We start from the raw sequence: 19,683 nt of genomic DNA, 5'->3' as shown, positions 1-19,683 counted from the left end.
ACAGGATGTAACGTCCAACGAGCATGGGGGATCGGCGATCACAGCCGACCCGACACAGGAGAGACGAATGGCGATCACATTGACCTACCCCGAAGGCTGCGCGCTCGTTTGCGGCGGCACGGGGCGTGTCGGGCAGGGCGTCGTTCGGCGCATGGCGCAGACCGACGTGCCGACCATCTTCACCTATCGCAGCAACAAGGACGCCGCCGACGCGCTCGAGGCCGAGCTGCGCGCCGAAGGGCTCAAGGTCTGGGCGCGGCAGATGGATATGGAGGACGATGCCTCGATCGACGCGACGATCGCTTTCGCACAGGAACAGGCTGGTCGCCTCCACAGCGTCCTGATCCCCGCGGGCGCGCCGGTGCCGTTCAATCGCATCGCCGATTTCACGACCGAAGAGGTCGAAACCTTCTTCAAGGGCGATGGCCTCGCCTTCTTCCGCGTCGTCCAGCGTGTCGTGCCGCATTTCCGCAAGGCGGGTGGCGGCAGCTTCGTTCTGTGCACCACCTTCGCGAACAAGCGCGTCATCGACTTCGATGGCATCTCGCCTTTCTCCAAGGGTGCGGTAGAGGCGCTGATCCGTCAGGTCGCGGCGGAGGAAGCTCCGCACAATATCCGCTGCAACGGCGTGGGCATCAGCGTTGTGGTTCCCGCGACGATGGAGCAGTTCAAGGCGATGTTGCCGCCGGATCCGGGCGCGGGTCTCGATGTCACGACGCCTGAGCAGATGATGTGCAACCTGCTCAACCGCGTCGTCAGCTGGTTGCGCACCGGCCGTCCGGCGGCTCCGGAAGAAGCGGGCGACCTGTTCGCTTATCTCGCGTCGAACCAGGCGTCTTACGTCAGCGGTCAGATCGTCATCGTCGACGGCGCTGCGGCGCTTTAATTCTTGCGCGGCTGGCCCGCGCAGAAGCTGATAAGGCTCTCGCTGCCATCGGCGGCGAGGGCCGAGACGCCGAAGAAGGTATCGTCTATGTTGACGTCCTTCAGGAAAAGCTCGGCAGCGCCCTTCACATCGCGATGGTCGGTCCAGTCCATCCCGTCGGCGCGGCGCCAATAGACGCGGTAGCCGGCGGCGCCCGGCACGGCATCCCACTTCACCGTCGTATCGTTCGATAGCGCGCCGGCTATCGTCGCATTGGCTGGCGCGGCCGGCGCGTTGGCGAGGGCCGCGATCGTGGCGACATTGATGTCGGTCACGCGCGCCAGATATGGGAAGTCCATCGCGTCGATCGTGTCGCCATAGACGCGGCCATTTTCGGTCCGCAGATCCTGATGCTCGCGATCATAATTCTCGGTCGCTTCAGAAAAGCGGATCGCGGGATAGCCGAGGTCGAGCGACGGGCTGTGATCGCCCCCGCGCTGGAAACGGTCGGGGCGGCGGATCGCCAGAACCTCCAGCCCCTTGATCCTGGTCGCGACCCCGTCGACATATTTGGCGAGCGCGCGCGACGGGCCGTCATCCTCGCCGCCGATTCCGCGCCGCAGCTTGGCCGCATCGGCATCTTCGGAGGAGCGTATGCCTTCGCTGAACACACGGACCTTGTCGTCGATATGATTGCCGGCGGTGCCGTGGGTGTTGCCGACGATGTCGTTGTTGAGCATCGCGGTCACCTGCCAACCGCGATCCTTCGCGGTGCGCGCAAGCAGTTGGCCACCCCACAGCCCCTGCTCCTCGCCCGACAGCAACGCGTAGACGATCGTTGCCTTGGGTCTTGTCTTCGATAGGATCCGTGCGGCTTCGACCACCAGCGCACTGCCCGATCCGTCGTCGTTCGCACCGGGGGCGTCGGACGTGAAGTTCATCACGTCGGTCACGCGACTGTCGATATGGCCTGCGATCATGATCACGCGGTTGGGTTCTTCCGAACCCTTCTGGATCGCGAGCACGTTGGCGACGACGATCCCTTTGGGCGCGCGCGGGCCGGTGAACGTGTCGGCGACCTGCTCGACGGTCAGGCAACCGCCGCACGCCTTCGAAATCTCGCCGAAGCGATGCGCCGCCCAGGTCCGCGCCGCACCGATGCCCCGCCGGGGATCGGTTGTCGTCGACAGCGTGTGCCGGGTGCCGAAGCTCACCAGCTTCTCGACAGTCGCGTGCAATTCCTTGGGGTTCGCCGCCTCCGGTGCTGCCAGGGCCGGCGCCGCGGTGAGGAGGAGGGCGAGAAGGACCGGAGATTTCATGGCAACCTCAGCTCAGGCGATCGAGGGCTTCGTCGGACAACGAACCCGGGATGATCATCAGCGGGCAGGGGAGGGCGCCCGCATCGGCGCCCGCGAAATGCGCGATCAGCTTGCCGGGCGATCCCGATGCCGCGGCGCCCAGCACCAGCGCCGCGACGCCAGGCCGCTCCTCGAGCAGCGCGCGGACCACGGCGACTCCGTCGCCCTGCCGCACCGTGATCGACGGACGCAGGCCGGTTTCCTCGATCAGGGCGCCCGCCGCCTGAGCGACCAGAGCCTCGGCGCGCAGCCGCGCTTCCTCTTCCATCGCCTGCTGAACCGCGCCCCACTGGACGAATTCGGGCTGATCGACGAGCGCTAGAATCTCGACCGCGCCGGCCGTCTTGGCAGCGCGGCGCGCGGCGAAACGCAGCGCAACGCGTGCCTCGTCGCTGTCGTCGATGACGACCAGATATGTCCGCATTGCCCCACGCCCTCTCGAATTTTCGCATGAAAGCTGGCGCAATCATGACGAATGTGCAAGTCGAGGCCTTGACCTTCCGTGGGCCAGCGCGGAAATGAACCCCGCATTCCTGAGCGTCCCCTACGCCGAGGTCCATTCATGCCGATCGAACTGAAAATGCCCGCGCTTTCCCCCACGATGGAGGAGGGCACCCTGTCCAAATGGCTCGTAAAGGAAGGGGACGCCGTCAAGTCGGGCGATCTCCTGGCCGAAATCGAGACCGACAAAGCCACGATGGAATTCGAGGCCATTGATGAAGGCACGATCGAAAAGCTCGTCGTTGCCGAGGGCAGCGAAGGCGTGAAGGTCGGCGCGGTGATCGCGATCATCAAAGGTGAGGATGAGGGCGATGCGCCCGCACCCAAGGCCGAGCCGAAGAAGGAAGAGGCTCCCAAGGAAGCGCCTAAGGCCGATGCTCCAAAGGCTGAAGAACCCAAGGCTGAGTCCAAGCCCGCTCCGGCGCCCACCGCTTCGTCGGGCGATCGCGTGAAGGCGAGCCCGCTCGCCCGCCGCCTCGCCGCCGATGCGGGCATCGATCTCGCGCAGGTCAGCGGTTCCGGCCCGAACGGTCGCATCGTCAAGGCCGATCTCGACGGTGCGCCGAAGGGCAGTGCCAAGCTGGCCGAGGCTCCCAAGGGCGAAGCCAAGCCGTCCGAGGCGCCCAAGGCCGAGGCCGCGAAGACTGCGCCCGCTCAGGCCGCATCGGGCGCCGGCAATCCGGACATCCCGCATGAAGAGGTCAAGCTTTCGGGCATGCGCAAGACGATCGCGCGCCGCCTGACCGAATCGATGCAGCAGAGCCCGCACATCTACCTGACGGTTGATATCGTGCTCGATCCGCTGCTCAAGCTGCGCGGTGAGCTCAACAAGTCGCTCGAATCGCGCGGCGTGAAGCTGTCGGTCAACGACATGCTGATCAAGGCGCTGGCGATCGCGCTGATGGAAGTGCCCGACTGCAACGTCAGCTTCGCCGGCGACACGCTGATCAAGTATAAGCGCGCCGACATCTCGATCGCGGTGGCAATCCCGGGCGGCCTTATCACCCCGATCGTGACCGGCGCCGACACCAAGAGCCTGTCGGCGATCGCAACAGAGGCGAAGGATCTTGCGGCCCGCGCCAAGGAAGGCAAGCTCGCCCCCAACGAATATCAGGGCGGCACCGCCTCGATCTCGAACATGGGCATGTTCGGCATCAAGCACTTCACTGCCGTCATCAATCCGCCCCAGGCGATGATCCTGGCTGTGGGTTCCGGTGAGAAGCGCCCGCATGTCGTGGGTGACGAACTGACGGTCGCCACGCTGCTGACCGTCACCGGCAGCTTCGATCACCGCGCGATCGACGGCGCGGTCGGTGCCGAACTGATGGCCGCATTCAAGCGCCTCGTCGAAAACCCGCTGGGGATGCTGGCGTGATCTGCCGCTCTCCCCGAAAGGGAGAGGCGCGATGAGCGATGAGCTTCCCCCAATCGGCGAGCCCGCGATCCGCGTGGTTGCGATGCCGGCGGATACCAACGCCTATGGCGACATCTTCGGCGGCTGGCTGCTGGGGCTGATGGACCAGGCGGCGGGGGTAGTCGCGGCGCGCTATTCGCGGGGGCGGGCAGTCACGATTGCGCTCGACGGGATGACCTTTCACCGGCCGGTCAAGATCGGCGAAGTGGTGTCGGTCTATGCCGAACTGGTCCATGTCGGACGCACCTCGATGAAGATCGACGTCGCCGCCTGGCGCCGGGAGCGCAATGGCGAGGAGACCGACAAGGTTACCCACGCCGTCTTCACCTTCGTCGCGATCGGTGAGGATGGCCGACCCCGCGTCATCGAAAATATCAAGGGAGTCTGACCCAGTGGCTGACAGCTATGACCTGATCGTTCTCGGTTCCGGCCCCGGCGGCTATGTCGCCGCGATCCGTGCCGCGCAGCTCGGCCTCAAGACCGCGATCGTCGAGCGCGAATTGCTCGGCGGCATCTGCCTCAACTGGGGCTGCATCCCCACCAAAGCGCTGCTGCGCTCGTCCGAGATTTTCCACTATATGAAGCATGCCGACAGCTTCGGCCTGTCGGCGGGCAAGCCCGATTTCGATCTGGCCAAAGTGATTGCGCGTTCGCGTGGCGTGGCCAAGCAGCTCAACCAGGGCGTCACCGGCCTGATGAAGAAGCACAAGATCGCGGTCCATTTCGGTGACGGCAAACTCGTCGCCAAGGACAAGATCGCGGTGACGAAGGACGGCGCGACCACCGAGATCAGCGCCAAGAACATCATCATCGCCACCGGCGCCCGCGCCCGCGAACTGCCCTTCGCCAAGGCGGACGGCGACAAGATCTGGACCTATCGTCACGCGATGACGCCCAAGGAGATGCCGACCAAGCTGCTCGTCATCGGTTCGGGCGCGATCGGGGTCGAGTTCGCCAGCTTCTATAACGATATGGGCGCTGAGGTGACGATCGTCGAAATGCTCGACCGGATCGTGCCGGTCGAGGACCAGGAGGTCAGCGCCTTCATGACCAAGGCTTTGACCAAGCAGGGCATGAAGATCCGCACCAAGACCGGCGTCCAGAAGATCACGTCGTCGGCCAAGGGCATCACCGCCGAGATCAAGGATCCCGACGGCAAGGTCACGACCGAAGAGTATAGCCACGTCATCGTCGCGGTCGGCATCGTGCCGAATGTCGAAAATATCGGGCTGGAGACGGTCGGCGTCGAACCCGACAAGCGTTACCACATCAAGACCGACGAGTATGGCCAGACCAACGTGCCGGGCATCTATGCGATCGGCGATGTCACCGACGGCCCCTGGCTCGCGCACAAGGCGATGCACGAGGCGGTGATCGCGGTCGAGCATCTGGCCGGCCAGCATCCGCACGCGATGGACCGCAACAATATCCCTGGATGCACCTATTGCCACCCGCAGATCGCGAGCGTGGGCCTGACCGAGGCGAAGGCCAAGGAAGCGGGTTACGAGCTGAAGGTCGGCAAATTCCCGTTCATCGGCAATGGCAAGGCGATCGCGCTGGGCGAGCCGGAAGGCTTTATCAAGACGGTGTTCGACGCCAAGACCGGCGAGCTGCTGGGTGCCCACATGGTCGGCGCCGAAGTGACCGAACTGATCCAGGGCTATGTGATCGGCAAGACGCTCGAGACCACCGAGGCTGAGCTGATGGGCACGATCTTCCCGCACCCGACGATCAGCGAGACGATGCACGAAGCGGTGCTGTCCGCTTACGGGCGCCCGCTGCATATCTGAACCATGCGCTTCGTCGAACGCCGTCGTGCGTTCGGCGAAGCGACATTGTCTTGGCGGCCCGTTGGTCGCCCTCTCCGATGGGGTCGCTCCACTCGGGGTCTAAGGAAGCGTTTTGAGTATCAAGAAGATGGTGCCGGGGCTGTTGCTCGCCTCGTTGATCTGGATTGGTTGCTTCGCATTGCTGCAATGGCACCGCGCGACCCTTGATGACGATGTCGCGGTTCAGGGGGAGGAGCAGGCTCCCGGCCTCGGCAAGCTGCTCCCAATGCCGGAGCGCGTCGTAGAGGCGGTTATCCTCAACTCGCTCGGCTGATCATCGGCGAAACGTAGTCGGCGTCGTGTGCGAAGGGCATTTCTGTGCCCGACCGCAGGGCATCGAGTATAGCGGCGAAATCGGTCGGGCATCGATAACCCAGCCGTCGCTCCATGTGCCCCGCATCATAGACGCGTCCGATGCTTTGGGGCAGCGACCAGCCGCGTGCCGCGTAGAGTTTGGCCGCGTCGGGGAAATGGCGCACGATCAGCGAAGGGGCATCTGCCTTGAGCTCGGCGGCCTCATCCGGCGTGAAGGGCGTTGCGGCCGAAACGATGAAGATGTCGTGACCGATGTTTGGCGCGCGTTCCAGCGCGGCGAGGTGCGCGGCGGCGGCATCCTCCACCGTCAGGCGCCGGTTTAGGAACTCGTTCGCCTTCATATTCTCGCCGGAAAGCGCGCGATGCGTATCGTCCTCCTCGGGGAAGAAGCGCCCGGTGCGTAGGACGATCGCGTTCAGGCCGTGATCGGCGCTGTAGAGCCGGCAAAGCCCTTCGGCCGCCAGCTTGGTGACGCCGTAGATATTGCGCGGGGCGAGGGGGCCGGTCGCCTCGGTCAGCCATACCGCCTTGTCACCGTCTTCGTCGCGGATCGCCTGGGTGATCATCAACGACGTGGTCGAGGTGAAGACGAAGCGATCATGCCCGGCCCGCGCCGCCGCCTCCAGCAGGTTGAGCGTGCCTGTGACGTTGGTGTCGACGAAGCTCTGCACGGGGAAGCGCACGATATCGGGCTTGTGGAGTGCGCCGCCGTGAATGACCGCCTCGATCCCATGTTCGCCGAAGATGCGATCGATCAGTGCACGATCGGCGACGCTGCCGATCACGTCGGTATCCGGCCCACCGACGACGTCGAGTCCGACGCAGTGATGCCCCGACCGACGGAGCAAAGGGGCGAGATAGCGGCCCAGCCATCCGCTCGATCCTGTCAGAAGCACGCGCATGCGGGGCATTTAAATGGGAACCGCCGCATCGTCACCCCCGCGAAGGCGGGGGCCTATCCAATGTTTTCTCGTGCGGGCAGACTGGATAGGTTCCCGCGTGCGCGGGAATGACGACAGGAGGTGGGGCGAGGTTAGCGGCAGACGCGGACACGGTTGCCACGGCGCCATTCGGTCCAGCAGCGGTTGCGATGGTTGCCATACCAGCCGCGTCCGTCGCGCCAGCGGCGCTCGTTGCGCCAGTCGCGGCGATTGTCCCAACGGCGATGGTCACGCCAGTCGCGGCGATTATCCCAGCGATGGTCGCGGCTGTCATGCCAGCCATCACGGGCCTGTGCGGGGGTAGCGGCAACGCCGAGCGACGCGATGGCGATGCCGACGGCGGTGAGCATATGGGCGATCTTCATGACGAACATCCTCTTGCCGCCCGGGGGGATCGGGCAAGGAGGAGGATGGCGTGATTCGCTCGAATCCGCGCTGAACGCGGTTGTCAGCGAACGTTAATCCGCGTCGCCTTGCTGGACGGGATTGAGCATCATCGCGGGAATCGGCCGCTCGGATCGGTTGAGCGCGAAGCCCGACGAGGCGAGCAGGGCCGTCATGTCGGGCTGCCCACCCTGTGCGCGGATCTGGAGCGCGGTGAAACCGCTGTCGAGCAGGCGGGTGATATCGCGGTCGCGCGACCAGCCTGTGGGGGCGCCAAGCACCACCGCGATCAGCCGGCGCCCGTTACGCTCGGCCGAAGCGGTCAGCGTGAAACCGCTGTCGACCGTGAAGCCGGTCTTGATCCCGTCGAGCCCGACATAATTGCCCAGCAGATGGTTGTGATTGGCCATGCGCAGCTTGCCGTAGCTGTAGCTGAGCGCGCTGAAATTGCCGTAATATTGGCGATGATTGCGCAGTAAGGCGGCCGACAGCGTCGCGATGTCGCGCGCCGACGTGAAGTGTGCGGGATCGGGCAGACCGCTGGCGTTGACGAAATTGGTCTGACGCATGCCCAGCGATCGGGCCTGCTGGTTCATCATCCGGGCGAAGTTCGCTTCGCTGCCACCGATCTTCTCGGCTAGCGCGACGGCGATGTCGTTGGCGGATTTGACCGCGACTACGCCGATCGCGTCCGAAACACTGATCGACTGGCCTGAGCGCAGGCCCAGTTTGGACGGCGCCTGCCCTGCGGCATGCCAGGAGATCGGCACGCGATCGTCCATCCGCAGCGTCCCCGCGTCGAGCGCGTTGAACGCCAGATAGAGCGTCATCACCTTGGTGATCGAGGCGGGGTGCCGGATCGCGGTCGGCTGTTCCTCGTAGAGAACCTCGCCGCTGTCCGCGTCCATCAGCACCGTCGCGAAGCGCGCGGGGCCGAGCGGGCTCGCCGCAGTGGCGGGTGTCGCCACGATCGCGAACGTCGTCGGAAGCAGCGCGGCCGCAATAGTCAGAGCCAGCGCGCGGGATGTCGTGAGCCGTTTCGCCACATCCAGTCCCCTTTGTTATCGACTAGATGCGATTGAATCTACGCCGTTTTTCCGGGATGGGACAGTCGTCACGCGGCCCCGGATCAAACGATTGGACTCATTTCAGGCACGGTCGACCTTGTCGGCATAGATCAGGCGGCCGGGGCCAAGGCGCTGCATGACATAATTGAGGTCATTCTGGCCAAAGGCGAAGCAGCCTTCCGAACGGCCCAGTTTGCCGTGCTGCGCGATCATCTGCCGTTCGGCATACCAGGCGCCATGGACCACGACCGCGCGCGCGCGGGCGTTGCTGTTCGTGGGGTCAAGCCCGTCGATGCGGCGCGAGCGGCCATGATTGCCGACATATTCTTCCGCCGTGACGAAAGCGCCCTGCGACGAGGCGGCCGATCCCGGGGCGTTCGAAAACTGCTTCAGCCATCCGGTGTGCGCCGGATCCGAACCACGGCCATGGGCGACCAGCAGGCTCTCCAGCTTACCCGACTGAACATCCAGCAGGTGGAAGCGCGGCGACGACGAAGCCTCGTCGAAATCGCAGATGCCGATCACGTCACGGCATTTGATGCGGCTAATATGGCGGCTCATCGCGGCGAGCGCGCGGGTCCGAACTTCGGGACGCAGAACCGGGCGGCCGATCGTCGCGGCAACGGCCGTGCCGCTGCCCGCCAATGCTATACCCCCGACGAGCCCCGCTCCAATGCCCGCACCCAGCAGTCCGCGCCGGCTAACCGGCGTGTTGATCAAATCGGTCACTAACCCACCCGCTCATTACGCTTACTAATGAAGACGTTTTATCAGGGATGGTTAACGATTTCGATCAACGAGTGGACGTTTGTTCCCCAGTTTTCAGAGGTTTCACCTCAAACGTCACACGGTTCGTCGGTATGTTTAGTCTTTCGTCGAATTTCCCGTCCTTCCTTCACTCAAGTTGGAAGGGCGGGTTTTCGTCTCAGTTCGAAGCCATCTGCATGTGCGGATTGAGCCGCGCGGTCATCTTGGTGTCGCGATCATAGGGGTCGTCGAGATAGCGGATCGTCCCGTTGGCGTCGGCCTGTGCGGTGAAATAGACGATATAGACCGGCATGGACTTTTGTAGCTGCAGCACCTTGGTCTTGGGCTGGGCGAGCGCCTCGTTAAGTTGGCCGCTGTCGCCTTCGAGAGACGAAGCGAGCTCGCTGATGTTCTGCACCCGGATGCAGCCGTGGCTCAGCGCGCGCTTGTCGCGTGCGAAGGCTGATTTGGTCGGCGTGTCGTGCAGGTAGATCGCATAGGGATTAGGCATGTCGATCTTGATCTGGCCCAGCGCGTTACGCGGTCCCGGCGGCTGGCGATAGCCGATGCTGCCGTCGGGGCGGCGGAACGCGGCGACGCCACGGCCAAGCTCGCCCTTGTTGATGATGCTCTGCGGCACTGTCCAGCTTGGGTTGGCGACCACCGACGAAGCGTGGAGCAGCAACTGCGGGGTGGGGGTCTTCGGCGCGCCCACCACGACATTATAGATAGCGGCCTCGCGCCCATCCTCCATCACCTGGAGCTGATAAGTTGGCACGTTGACGTAGATATAGCGATCGCCCAGGTCGCGTGGCATCCAGCGCCAGCGCTCCATATTGGCGGCCAACCGTGCGCGGCTCGCGCTGTCGACCGGGTCGGCCTCGGCATAAGCGGCCTTGAGCGCGCGATACTGGTGGTTGTCGGGCAGGAGCGAGTCCAGCCACGTGTCGACCTTGTCGTCATCCAATGCCTGATCCAGCCCAACCTTCAGGGCGTTTAGGTCCGTCTGCGGTTGGATATGCCAGTCGAATGCGGCCTTGTCGTCGATCCGACCGTCGGCATAATCGTGCGCAAGGCGGAGTGCGGCGCCGTTGGCGAGCTGATCGAGCGCATCGCCCTTTTGTCCGGTCGCAACGGCGCTGCGCAGCGCATCGGCCGAATAATCGGCGGGGTCGAGCCCTTCAGCGGCCGACGCTTCTACAGCCTTGAGAAGATCCTTGGCGTCGCCGACCGACCACCGGCCTTCGACGGGGGCGGGGCGCGCCATCTCGATCGTGTCGACAGATGGGCGCTCTTCAGCCTGTGCGGGGGCGTTGCCGCGCAATATCGCAACCAGCGCGATGACGGGGAGGGCGGCGATGACGCGGGTGGCGCGCATCTGGCGCTTGCGACGCTCAGCCCACAAATTGGTGGGCGATACGCTCTTCCGAGAAGCAACACGAAACATGGCGAACCTCCTGAACCGGTCCGCCAATAACGTGGATGTGCGCAAACCGATCCGGATCGATGCGCAAATATAGATGCTCGCTGCATAGGAACTATTTCGTTCCTGCGCAATTCAAAAGCGGTGTTGTCGAAACTTTTTCGTCGGCCGCTTCCGTGCGGGCGCGGCGCCGCTACAAAGGCCGTCCCATGACAAGCATATTCGCATGAGCGGTGATACGCCCCACGGCAACAAGCTGACCCTCTACGCCGCGCTCGGCGCCAATCTCGGCATCGCGGTGGCCAAGTTCGTCGCGGCCTCGATCACCGGTTCGTCGGCGATGCTGACCGAAGGCTTCCACTCGGTCGTCGACAGCCTCAACCAGATCGTGCTGCTCTACGGGCAGAAGCGATCGAAGCGCCCGCCCGACGAGCGTCATCCGCTTGGCTATGGACGCGAGCTCTATTTCTGGAGCTTCGTCGTCGCGATCCTGATCTTCGCGACGGGCGCGGGACTGTCGATCTACGAAGGTGTGCTCCACATATTGGAGCCCGAGCCGATCCGATCGCCGATGATCAACTATGTCGTGCTGGCCTTCTCGATACTGCTCGAGGGCGGCAGCTGGTGGATCGCGGTTCGCGAGTTCGATCGATCGCGGGGCGACCTGGGCTGGTGGCAGGCGATAGTCCGGTCGAAGGACCCGCCGAGCTTCATCGTGTTGTTCGAGGATTCGGCGGCGATGTTCGGCCTCGTCGTTGCGGGGTTCGGCATCACCGCCAGTCTGGTGACGGGCGATGCGCGCTTCGACGGCGTCGCTTCGGTCGTGATCGGGATCGCGCTGGCGACGGTCGCCTTCGTCCTCGCGCGGGAATCGAAGGATCTGCTGATCGGGGAGCCCGCCGATCCGGTAATGGTCGAAGCGGTTGGCAAGGCGATCAACGGCCGCCCCGAAGTCACAGGTGTCAACGAGGTGACGACGATCCATATCGGCCCCGACAACATCTTCCTCGGTCTCTCTGTCGATTTCGAAGATCATGTCCCCGTCGGCCGGATCGAGGCGATGATCGCCGAGGCGGAGACCGAATTGCGCAGCCGTTGGCCGGCGATCCGCGCGATCTACATCAAGCCGCAGGCTAAGCCCAAGGGTTGACTCGGGCGGCGGCCTGATGATCAGCTATCCCCGACAAAAAGGGGATTTCATGCGCTTTCGCCTGCTGGCCGCCGCTGTGGCCTGTGCCTTCGCTACGCCATCCTTCGCGGCGAGCACCGTCGTCACCGCGGCCCATCTGTTCGATCCCGCCAGCGGCAAGACACTCGATGCTCCGATCGTCGTCATCACCGACGGCCGCGTGGCCGCGCTGGCGACCGGCAACAACATGCGTATCGCGATCCCTGAAGGTGCGAAAAGGATCGACCTGGGCGACGTCACGATCCTGCCTGGCCTGATCGACATGCATGTCCACGTCACCGGCGACCCGACGATCGATACCCAATCCGCGCTCGAACATAGCGACGCCTTCTGGATGACGGTGGGCGTCCACAATGTTCAAAAGATGCTCCGGGCGGGGTTCACGACAATCCGCAACGTCGGCAGCGCGAACTTTGCCGATGTCGGGCTCAAGCAGGGGATCGACGACGGCTATATCCCCGGACCGCGCATCGTCCCCTCGGGCTATGCGATCGGCGCGACCGGCGGCCATTGCGACGGGACCGAAGGGCTCCCGCAGAGCTTCGATAAGATCGACAATCCTGCGGTCGCGGACGGTGCCGAGGCTCTGCGCGCCAAGGTCCGCTGGATGCGCAAATACGGCGCGGAGGTGATCAAGTTCTGCGGGACCGGCGGCGTCCTCTCGCGCACCGACGCGGTCGGCGCGCAGCAATATACGCTCGACGAGATGAAGGCGCTGGTCGAAACCGCGCACGCTTTGGGCATGAAGGTCGCGGTCCACGCGCACGGCACCAGCGGCATCAACGACGCCCTGCGCGCGGGTGCGGACACGATCGAGCATGCCAGCCTGGCCGATGCCGAAAGCTTCAGGCTCGCCAAGGCATCGGGCGCGTGGTTCTCGATGGATATCTATGACGACGACTATATCCTGTCGGAAGGCGAGAAGAACGGTCTGTCCAAGGCGTCGCTCGACAAGGAGCGCGCGATCGGCCGCAAGCAGCGCGAGACGTTCCGCGATGCGTGGAAGGCGGGCGTGAAGATGGTGTTCGGCACCGACAATGCCGGCGTCTTCCCGGCGGGGCAGAATGCGCTCCAGTTCGCCAAGATGGTCGAATGGGGCATGACCCCCGCCGAGGCGATCCGCGCCGCGACCAGCGAGGCCGCCAAGGCGCTCGGCAAGCCCGGCGACGTCGGCTCGCTCGAACCCGGCCATTATGGCGATATCGTCGCGGTGGCAGGCGATCCGTCGAAGGATGTTCGCCTGCTCGAACATCCGGTGGCGGTCATCAAGGGCGGTGAACTGGTCGCGGGGGTGTCGCGCTGACGCAGGCGGTCATCATCTTCACGAGCTGCGGCTCGGCGGGGGAGGCGGAACGCCTCGCCGAGGCGCTCGTCGCCGAACGCCTTGCCGCGTGCGTGCAGATGCAGCCGGTGACGAGCATCTACCGCTGGCAGGGCGCCGTCGAACGCGCGGCGGAGGTGCTGCTCCATATCAAGACCCGGTCGAGCCTCTCGGCGGCGGTCGAAGCACGAATCCGCGCGCTGCACAGCTATGATGTGCCCGAGGTCGTCGTCGTGCCCGTCAGCGCGGGATCAGCCGACTATCTTGCATGGATCAGGGGCGAGACCGACTAGGGAGCACGACCCGACCGTGGCGAGCGCGTTCGGCAGGCGACTCGGTTGACCCGCCGCGACTCCTCACCTATAGGCGCGCCCTCTGCTCTGGGCCGGTTCGCCGTGTTCGGGGCTGAGCTTGAACATTGCTGATGCGTGAGAAGGTTTCGGGAGGTCGCAGGATCGCCGGGGCTTTCGTGCATTTTCGTCGTTTCCGGTCATCGGCTGGTCGGCGGGAGGCAAGTTGGGCATTGGTAAAGTAACACTCTGAAAGAGGTGAAGGGCTTCATGCCAACGATTAACCAGCTGGTCCGCAAGGGCCGCGACCCGCAGAAGGCCAAGTCGAAGGTCCCTGCGATGGAAGCAAACCCGCAGAAGCGTGGTGTTTGCACCCGCGTCTATACGACGACCCCGAAGAAGCCGAACTCGGCGCTTCGTAAGGTGGCCAAGGTCCGTCTGACCAACAGCCGCGAAGTCATCAGCTACATCCCCGGCGAAGGCCACAACCTTCAGGAGCACTCGGTGGTCCTGATCCGCGGTGGCCGTGTGCGCGACCTTCCGGGCGTGCGCTATCACGTCCTTCGCGGCGTGCTCGATACGCAGGGTGTCAAGGATCGCAAGCAGAGCCGTTCGAAGTACGGCGCCAAGCGTCCTAAGTAAGAGGTAGTTTGAAATGGCTCGTCGTCGTCGTCCAGAAAAGCGTGAGATCCTGCCGGACCCTAAGTTCGGTGATGTCATCCTTTCCAAGTTCATGAATTCCGTCATGCTCGACGGGAAGAAGTCGATCGCCGAAGGCATCGTCTATTCCGCGCTCGAGACCGTCGAGACCCGCGCGAAGCGCGATCCGATCGGCGTGTTCCATGACGCTCTCAACAACATCCGTCCGGGCATCGAAGTCCGCAGCCGCCGCGTCGGCGGTGCGACCTACCAGGTCCCGGTCGAGGTTCGTCCGGAGCGTTCGCAGGCGCTGGCGATCCGCTGGCTGATCTCGGCGGCGCGCTCGCGCAGCGAGACCACCATGTCGGCGCGTCTTTCGGGCGAATTGCTCGATGCCTCGAACAATCGCGGCAACGCGGTTAAAAAGCGCGAGGACACGCACCGCATGGCGGAAGCGAACCGCGCGTTCAGCCACTACCGCTGGTAGGAGCGGGCTTCGGCCTTTCGCTGGTAACAAACCGCACTATATCATGGGGAGCCGGACCGTCCGGCTCCCCATAAGCTTAAGGAAGCAACGATCATGGCCCGCAGCCATCCGCTCGAGCGTTATCGCAATATCGGCATCATGGCGCACATCGACGCCGGTAAGACGACGACGACTGAGCGCATCCTCTATTACACCGGCAAGTCCTACAAGATCGGCGAAGTGCACGAAGGCACCGCCACGATGGACTGGATGGAGCAGGAGCAGGAGCGCGGGATCACGATCACGTCGGCTGCCACCACCTGTAAGTGGAAGGCCGAAGAGGGCAATGGCCCCGAACATCTGATCAACATCATCGACACCCCGGGCCACGTCGACTTCACGATCGAAGTCGAGCGTTCGCTGCGCGTGCTCGATGGCGCGGTTGCGTGCTTCGACGGCGTTGCCGGCGTTGAGCCGCAGTCGGAAACCGTGTGGCGTCAGGCCGACAAGTACGGCGTGCCGCGCATGTGCTTCGTCAATAAGCTCGACCGCACCGGCGCCGACTTCTATTTTTGCGTCAACTCGATCATCGATCGCCTGGGCGCGCGTCCGGCGGTGCTGTATCTGCCGATCGGCATCGAGGGCGGCTTCAAGGGTCTCGTCGACCTGGTCGAGAACCGCGCGATCATCTGGCTCGAAGAGAGCCTGGGCGCGAAGTTCGAATATCAGCCCATCCCGGACGATATGGCCGAAAAGGCTGCCAAGTATCGCAGCGACCTGATCGAGATGGCGGTCGAGCTCGACGACGAGCTCATGGAAGCCTATCTCGAAGGCAACGAACCTTCGGTTGCCGACCTCAAGAAGCTGATCCGCAAGGGTACGCTCAGCATGGCGTTCGTTCCGATCGTCTGTGGCTCGGCCTTCAAGAACAAGGGCGTGCAGCCCCTGCTCGACGCCGTCGTCGATTATCTGCCGAGCCCGCTCGACGTTCCTGCGATCAAGGGCATCCTGCCCAATGGCGACGAGGCCGATCGTCCGTCGTCCGACGAGGCGCCGTTCTCGGCGCTGGCGTTCAAGATCATGAACGATCCGTTCGTCGGCACGCTCACCTTCGCGCGCATTTACTCGGGCAAGCTCGAGACCGCGTCGCAGGTGATGAACTCGGTGAAGGACAAGAAGGAAAAGGTCGGTCGCATGCTGCTGATGCATGCGAACGAGCGCGAGGACATCCAGGTGGCTTATGCGGGCGACATCGTCGCTCTGGCGGGCCTGAAGGACACGACGACCGGCGACACGCTGTGTGCGTCGAACGCGCCGATCATCCTGGAGCGCATGGAGTTCCCCGAGCCCGTTATCGAGCTTTCGGTGGAGCCGAAGACCAAGGCCGACCAGGAAAAGATGGGCGTCGCGCTCAATCGTCTTGCGCGCGAAGACCCGTCGTTCCGCGTGTCTTCGGACAATGAGAGCGGCCAGACGATCATCAAGGGGATGGGCGAACTCCACCTCGAAATCATCGTCGATCGCATGAAGCGCGAGTTCAAGGTCGAAGCCAATGTCGGCGCGCCGCAGGTGGCGTATCGCGAATATCTCGCGAAGCCGGTCGACGTCGACTACACCCACAAGAAGCAGTCGGGCGGCACCGGCCAGTTCGGTCGCGTGAAGCTCAAGCTGGTTCCGGGCGAGCGCGGTTCGGGCATCATCTTCAAGGATGAGGTCAAGGGCGGTAACATTCCGAAGGAATATATCCCCGCGATCGAAAAGGGCATGCGCGAGACGGCGGCTTCGGGCGCGCTGGTCGGCTTCCCGATCATCGATTTCGAGATCAACCTGTATGACGGCGCCTACCATGACGTCGACTCGTCGGCGCTGGCGTTCGAAATCACGGGCCGTGCCGCGATGCGCGAAGGTGCACAGAAGTCGGGCATCAAGCTGCTCGAGCCGGTGATGAAGGTCGAGGTGGTCACGCCTGAGGATTATCTCGGCGACGTGATCGGCGACATGAACAGCCGTCGTGGGCAGATCCAGGGCACCGACAGCCGGGGCAATGCCCAGGTCGTCGAGGCGATGGTCCCGCTCGCCAACATGTTCGGCTACGTCAACCAGCTGCGTTCGTTCACGCAGGGGCGCGCGCAGTACTCGATGCAGTTCTCGCATTATGACGAAGTGCCGCCGAACGTGGCCGAAGAGGTCAAGGCAAAGCTGGCGTAATCGTTTTTTTGAGGTTATGGGCGCGTCCGCATCGGGCGGCGCGTCCCGAAGATGATTCGAAAGAAGGTAGGAAAAAATGGCGAAAGCTAAGTTTGAGCGGACGAAGCCGCACTGCAACATCGGCACCATCGGCCACGTCGACCATGGCAAGACGTCGCTCACGGCTGCCATCACCAAGGTTCTCGCCGAAACCGGCGGCGCGACCTTCGTCGACTATGCCAACATCGACAAGGCTCCCGAAGAGCGCGAGCGCGGCATCACCATCTCGACCGCGCACGTCGAGTATGAGACCGAGAAGCGCCACTATGCGCACGTCGATTGCCCGGGCCACGCCGATTATGTGAAGAACATGATCACCGGCGCTGCGCAGATGGACGGCGGCATCCTGGTCGTCTCGGCCACCGACGGCCCGATGCCGCAGACCCGTGAGCACATCCTGCTCGCTCGTCAGGTCGGCGTGCCGCAGCTCGTCGTGTTCATGAACAAGGTCGACCTGGTCGACGACGCCGAGATCCTCGAGCTCGTCGAACTCGAAATCCGCGAGCTGCTGTCGTCGTACGACTTTGACGGCGACAACATCCCCGTCATCGCTGGTTCGGCCGTCTGCGCGCTGAACGGCACCAAGCCCGAGATCGGCCATGAGGCCGTTCTCAAGCTGATGCAGGCTGTGGACGAGTTCATCCCGCAGCCGGAGCGTCCGCTCGATCGTCCGTTCCTGATGCCGATCGAAGACGTGTTCTCGATCTCGGGCCGCGGCACCGTCGTCACGGGCCGCGTCGAGACCGGCATCGTCAAGGTTGGTGAGGAAGTCGAGATCGTCGGCCTCAAGGACACCCGCAAGACCACCGTCACGGGCGTTGAAATGTTCCGCAAGCTGCTCGACTCGGGCCAGGCTGGCGACAACATCGGCGCGCTGATCCGCGGCGTCGGCCGTGAAGAGGTCGAGCGTGGCCAGGTTCTCTGCAAGCCGGGTTCGATCAAGCCGCACACCGACTTCTCGTCGGAAGTGTACGTTCTGTCGAAGGAAGAGGGCGGCCGTCACACGCCGTTCTTTGCGAACTATCGTCCGCAGTTCTACTTCCGCACGACCGACGTCACCGGCACCGTCGAGCTGCCCGAGGGCACCGAGATGGTCATGCCCGGCGACAACGTGAAGCTCGGCGTCAAGCTGATCGCTCCGATCGCGATGGAAGAAGGTCTTCGCTTCTCGATCCGTGAAGGCGGCCGCACCGTCGGCGCCGGGGTTGTCAGCGCGATCTCGAAGTAATATAGGCGCAAGCCTTACGAGCCGGCCGGCTCCCCCTTGGGAGTCGGCCGGTTTGCTATTTATGGAAGGGTGGCTCGCCACCCGCGGCTCTTTGAATCGGTAGGACCATGGAAACGCAGAACATCCGCATTCGTCTGAAGGCGTTCGATCATCGAGTGCTCGACCAGGCGACCGGCGACATCGCCGACACCGCGCGCCGCACCGGCGCGCTCATCCGTGGCCCTATTCCGCTGCCGACGCGCATCGAGAAGTTCACGGTCAACCGTGGCCCTCACATCGACAAGAAGTCGCGCGAGCAGTTTGAGGTGCGCACCTATAAGCGCCTGCTGGACATCGTTCAGCCCACCCCGCAGACCGTCGACGCTCTAATGAAGCTCGATCTCGCTGCAGGTGTTGATGTCGAGATCAAACTGGCGTAAAGCGCCGGCTCCCGTGAGGTCGAATCGACATCGCGGTGTTATTTGTCTCTCCTGATGGATTGAGGCCGATAGCGAAAAGACAGGGATACCGACCGGCCCGAGGTTCTTAGAACCGAAGGTGCCGGTGTCCGAGTCCCCGCCTTCGCATCCTGGATAGTCCGGGATGCGATAACCGAGCCCGGGCGGGGGCTGTCAGAATATGGGCTGGAGGCTTCGGTTCACCGAAGCCTTTTTCGTTGGCACGCTCGACGCTAACTCGAGCCTCTGTTTGGGAAGGAGCAGATCATGCGCACAGGCGTGATCGCGAAGAAGATGGGGATGACCCGCCTGTTTCAGGACGACGGCCGGCACGTGCCGGTGACCGTTCTGCAGCTGGAAAATGTTCAGGTGGTGGCGCGCAAGGAAGCGGACAGCGACGGTTATGTCGCGGTTCAGCTCGGTGCCGGCACTGCCAAGGCGAAGAATGTCGCCAAGCCGCAGCGCGGCCACTTCGGCAAGGCCGAGGTGGAGCCCAAGGCTTTCGTCGCCGAGTTCCGCGTGTCGGAAGACGGCCTGCTTGACGTCGGCGCGGAAATCACCGCCGATCACTATGTCGCGGGCCAGTTCGTCGACATCCAGGGCAGCACCCAGGGTAAGGGTTTTGCGGGCGGCATGAAGCGTTGGGGCTTCGGCGGTCTGCGTGCGACCCACGGTGTTTCGGTCTCGCACCGTTCGCTCGGTTCGACCGGTCAGCGCCAGGATCCGGGCAAGGTCTTCAAGAACAAGAAGATGGCCGGCCACATGGGCGCCGCCAACCGCACCCAGCAGAACCTCGAGATCGTCCAGACGGACGCCGAGCGTGGCCTGTTGTTCGTGAAGGGCTCGGTGCCCGGCTCGAAGGGTGGCTGGTTGCTGGTGAAGGACTCGGTGAAGATCGCGCGTCCCTCCGACGCGCCGTATCCCGCTGGTCTGCGCGCCGCCGCCAACAGCAATGTTTCCGACGTGGCCGAGGCTCCGGCCGACGTCGCACCCGAAGCGACCGAAGGCCAGGAGGGCTGATC

Annotated in this window: 21 protein-coding genes; 14 read left to right on the top strand and 7 right to left on the bottom strand. The window is 63.9% G+C overall.

The genetic code is table 11. The annotated features are described in order from the left end of the window. The first annotated feature begins 67 nt into the window (after window positions 1-67). Window positions 68-886 carry an SDR family NAD(P)-dependent oxidoreductase gene (locus tag FYJ91_RS05280; protein WP_149521194.1) on the top strand — a complete coding sequence of 273 codons (819 nt, stop codon included), beginning with the start codon at window positions 68-70 and terminating at the stop codon, window positions 884-886. Here FYJ91_RS05280 and FYJ91_RS05275 read toward each other — a convergent pair. Together FYJ91_RS05275 and FYJ91_RS05270 are read right to left on the bottom strand one after the other, a co-directional pair. Next, the gene (locus FYJ91_RS05275; protein ID WP_149521193.1) at window positions 883-2,184 is read right to left on the bottom strand and encodes a M28 family peptidase; all 1,302 of its coding nucleotides are present in this window, start codon (window positions 2,182-2,184) and stop codon (window positions 883-885) included. The two genes, FYJ91_RS05280 and FYJ91_RS05275, sit on opposite strands and share 4 nt — an antisense overlap. Before the next feature lie 7 nt (window positions 2,185-2,191). Continuing rightward, window positions 2,192-2,647, bottom strand: a complete 456-nt coding sequence (locus FYJ91_RS05270; RefSeq protein WP_149521192.1) for a universal stress protein — start codon at window positions 2,645-2,647, stop codon at window positions 2,192-2,194. A gap of 138 nt (window positions 2,648-2,785) precedes the next feature. Here FYJ91_RS05270 and FYJ91_RS05265 point away from each other — a divergent pair, with 138 nt between their 5' ends. The 4 genes from FYJ91_RS05265 (at window position 2,786) to FYJ91_RS05250 (ending at window position 6,241) form a co-directional block, all read left to right on the top strand. Next, a complete protein-coding gene (locus FYJ91_RS05265; RefSeq protein ID WP_149521191.1) occupies window positions 2,786-4,099 on the top strand; it encodes a pyruvate dehydrogenase complex dihydrolipoamide acetyltransferase in 1,314 nt (437 codons plus the stop codon). Window positions 4,100-4,130: 31 nt separating this feature from the next. Then, entirely contained in the window at window positions 4,131-4,526 is a 396-nt protein-coding gene (locus FYJ91_RS05260; protein WP_149521190.1) for an acyl-CoA thioesterase, read from the top strand. A 4-nt stretch (window positions 4,527-4,530) separates the two neighbouring features. After that, entirely contained in the window at window positions 4,531-5,928 is a 1,398-nt protein-coding gene (gene lpdA / locus FYJ91_RS05255) for a dihydrolipoyl dehydrogenase (protein WP_149521189.1), read from the top strand. Between the two features lie 112 nt (window positions 5,929-6,040). Then, window positions 6,041-6,241: a hypothetical protein gene (locus FYJ91_RS05250; protein WP_149521188.1), complete on the top strand. Its 201-nt coding sequence runs from the start codon at window positions 6,041-6,043 to the stop codon at window positions 6,239-6,241. Here the strand turns inward: FYJ91_RS05250 and FYJ91_RS05245 are convergent. The 5 genes from FYJ91_RS05245 to FYJ91_RS05225 all read right to left on the bottom strand — a co-directional run bounded on the left by FYJ91_RS05245 (window position 6,225) and on the right by FYJ91_RS05225 (window position 10,868). After that, window positions 6,225-7,184, bottom strand: coding sequence for an NAD-dependent epimerase/dehydratase family protein (locus FYJ91_RS05245; protein ID WP_149521187.1), 960 nt, complete (start codon window positions 7,182-7,184; stop codon window positions 6,225-6,227). The genes FYJ91_RS05250 and FYJ91_RS05245 overlap by 17 nt on opposite strands. A gap of 131 nt (window positions 7,185-7,315) precedes the next feature. Further along, window positions 7,316-7,588, bottom strand: a complete 273-nt coding sequence (locus FYJ91_RS05240) for a hypothetical protein (protein ID WP_149521186.1) — start codon at window positions 7,586-7,588, stop codon at window positions 7,316-7,318. A 93-nt stretch (window positions 7,589-7,681) separates the two neighbouring features. Beyond that, window positions 7,682-8,653 carry a D-alanyl-D-alanine carboxypeptidase family protein gene (locus FYJ91_RS05235; RefSeq protein WP_246152435.1) on the bottom strand — a complete coding sequence of 324 codons (972 nt, stop codon included), beginning with the start codon at window positions 8,651-8,653 and terminating at the stop codon, window positions 7,682-7,684. Window positions 8,654-8,755: 102 nt separating this feature from the next. Further along, the gene (locus FYJ91_RS05230) at window positions 8,756-9,403 is read right to left on the bottom strand and encodes a murein L,D-transpeptidase catalytic domain family protein (protein ID WP_149521185.1); all 648 of its coding nucleotides are present in this window, start codon (window positions 9,401-9,403) and stop codon (window positions 8,756-8,758) included. Window positions 9,404-9,599: 196 nt separating this feature from the next. Beyond that, window positions 9,600-10,868 (bottom strand): L,D-transpeptidase family protein, encoded by a 1,269-nt coding sequence (locus FYJ91_RS05225; protein WP_149521184.1) that lies wholly within the window; start codon window positions 10,866-10,868, stop codon window positions 9,600-9,602. Window positions 10,869-11,070: 202 nt separating this feature from the next. Between FYJ91_RS05225 and FYJ91_RS05220 the strand changes: the two genes are divergently transcribed. The 9 genes from FYJ91_RS05220 to rplC all read left to right on the top strand — a co-directional run bounded on the left by FYJ91_RS05220 (window position 11,071) and on the right by rplC (window position 19,681). Beyond that, window positions 11,071-11,994, top strand: coding sequence for a cation diffusion facilitator family transporter (locus FYJ91_RS05220; protein ID WP_149521183.1), 924 nt, complete (start codon window positions 11,071-11,073; stop codon window positions 11,992-11,994). A 49-nt stretch (window positions 11,995-12,043) separates the two neighbouring features. Next, the gene (locus FYJ91_RS05215) at window positions 12,044-13,336 is read left to right on the top strand and encodes a Xaa-Pro dipeptidase (protein WP_149521182.1); all 1,293 of its coding nucleotides are present in this window, start codon (window positions 12,044-12,046) and stop codon (window positions 13,334-13,336) included. Continuing rightward, entirely contained in the window at window positions 13,333-13,647 is a 315-nt protein-coding gene (gene cutA, locus FYJ91_RS05210) for a divalent-cation tolerance protein CutA (protein ID WP_149521181.1), read from the top strand. The genes FYJ91_RS05215 and cutA overlap by 4 nt, the downstream gene beginning before the upstream one ends. 267 nt (window positions 13,648-13,914) lie before the next feature. Further along, the gene (rpsL, locus tag FYJ91_RS05205) at window positions 13,915-14,286 is read left to right on the top strand and encodes a 30S ribosomal protein S12 (RefSeq protein WP_093226361.1); all 372 of its coding nucleotides are present in this window, start codon (window positions 13,915-13,917) and stop codon (window positions 14,284-14,286) included. Between the two features lie 13 nt (window positions 14,287-14,299). Then, entirely contained in the window at window positions 14,300-14,770 is a 471-nt protein-coding gene (gene rpsG / locus FYJ91_RS05200; RefSeq protein ID WP_149521180.1) for a 30S ribosomal protein S7, read from the top strand. Window positions 14,771-14,863: 93 nt separating this feature from the next. Further along, a complete protein-coding gene (gene fusA / locus FYJ91_RS05195) occupies window positions 14,864-16,957 on the top strand; it encodes an elongation factor G (protein ID WP_149521179.1) in 2,094 nt (697 codons plus the stop codon). Window positions 16,958-17,033: 76 nt separating this feature from the next. Further along, window positions 17,034-18,224, top strand: coding sequence for an elongation factor Tu (gene tuf / locus FYJ91_RS05190; RefSeq protein ID WP_149521178.1), 1,191 nt, complete (start codon window positions 17,034-17,036; stop codon window positions 18,222-18,224). 107 nt (window positions 18,225-18,331) lie between these two features. Beyond that, window positions 18,332-18,643 carry a 30S ribosomal protein S10 gene (rpsJ, locus tag FYJ91_RS05185; protein ID WP_011952197.1) on the top strand — a complete coding sequence of 104 codons (312 nt, stop codon included), beginning with the start codon at window positions 18,332-18,334 and terminating at the stop codon, window positions 18,641-18,643. Between the two features lie 285 nt (window positions 18,644-18,928). Continuing rightward, window positions 18,929-19,681 carry a 50S ribosomal protein L3 gene (rplC, locus tag FYJ91_RS05180; protein WP_149521177.1) on the top strand — a complete coding sequence of 251 codons (753 nt, stop codon included), beginning with the start codon at window positions 18,929-18,931 and terminating at the stop codon, window positions 19,679-19,681. Window positions 19,682-19,683: the final 2 nt, after the last annotated feature.

It is taken from the genome of Sphingomonas montanisoli (genome assembly GCF_008274695.1).
Taxonomy (GTDB): domain Bacteria; phylum Pseudomonadota; class Alphaproteobacteria; order Sphingomonadales; family Sphingomonadaceae; genus Rhizorhabdus; species Rhizorhabdus montanisoli.
The sequence above is the reverse complement of the archived record's forward strand: the minus strand, read 5'-3'. Positions and strand labels throughout refer to the sequence as shown.

Bases quoted from the DNA above. Each gene is read 5' to 3' on its own strand.
- FYJ91_RS05270 (WP_149521192.1), bottom strand. From the start codon at position 2,647: ATGCGGACATATCTGGTCGTCATCGACGACAGCGACGAGGCACGCGTT.
- rpsJ (WP_011952197.1), top strand. From the start codon at position 18,332: ATGGAAACGCAGAACATCCGCATTCGTCTGAAGGCGTTCGATCATCGA.
- FYJ91_RS05275 (WP_149521193.1), bottom strand. From the start codon at position 2,184: ATGAAATCTCCGGTCCTTCTCGCCCTCCTCCTCACCGCGGCGCCGGCC.
- FYJ91_RS05220 (WP_149521183.1), top strand. From the start codon at position 11,071: ATGAGCGGTGATACGCCCCACGGCAACAAGCTGACCCTCTACGCCGCG.
- tuf (WP_149521178.1), top strand. From the start codon at position 17,034: ATGGCGAAAGCTAAGTTTGAGCGGACGAAGCCGCACTGCAACATCGGC.
- fusA (WP_149521179.1), top strand. From the start codon at position 14,864: ATGGCCCGCAGCCATCCGCTCGAGCGTTATCGCAATATCGGCATCATG.
- FYJ91_RS05280 (WP_149521194.1), top strand. From the start codon at position 68: ATGGCGATCACATTGACCTACCCCGAAGGCTGCGCGCTCGTTTGCGGC.
- FYJ91_RS05225 (WP_149521184.1), bottom strand. From the start codon at position 10,868: ATGTTTCGTGTTGCTTCTCGGAAGAGCGTATCGCCCACCAATTTGTGG.
- FYJ91_RS05245 (WP_149521187.1), bottom strand. From the start codon at position 7,184: ATGCGCGTGCTTCTGACAGGATCGAGCGGATGGCTGGGCCGCTATCTC.
- FYJ91_RS05265 (WP_149521191.1), top strand. From the start codon at position 2,786: ATGCCGATCGAACTGAAAATGCCCGCGCTTTCCCCCACGATGGAGGAG.
- rplC (WP_149521177.1), top strand. From the start codon at position 18,929: ATGCGCACAGGCGTGATCGCGAAGAAGATGGGGATGACCCGCCTGTTT.
- rpsL (WP_093226361.1), top strand. From the start codon at position 13,915: ATGCCAACGATTAACCAGCTGGTCCGCAAGGGCCGCGACCCGCAGAAG.
- FYJ91_RS05260 (WP_149521190.1), top strand. From the start codon at position 4,131: ATGAGCGATGAGCTTCCCCCAATCGGCGAGCCCGCGATCCGCGTGGTT.
- FYJ91_RS05215 (WP_149521182.1), top strand. From the start codon at position 12,044: ATGCGCTTTCGCCTGCTGGCCGCCGCTGTGGCCTGTGCCTTCGCTACG.
- FYJ91_RS05240 (WP_149521186.1), bottom strand. From the start codon at position 7,588: ATGAAGATCGCCCATATGCTCACCGCCGTCGGCATCGCCATCGCGTCG.
- rpsG (WP_149521180.1), top strand. From the start codon at position 14,300: ATGGCTCGTCGTCGTCGTCCAGAAAAGCGTGAGATCCTGCCGGACCCT.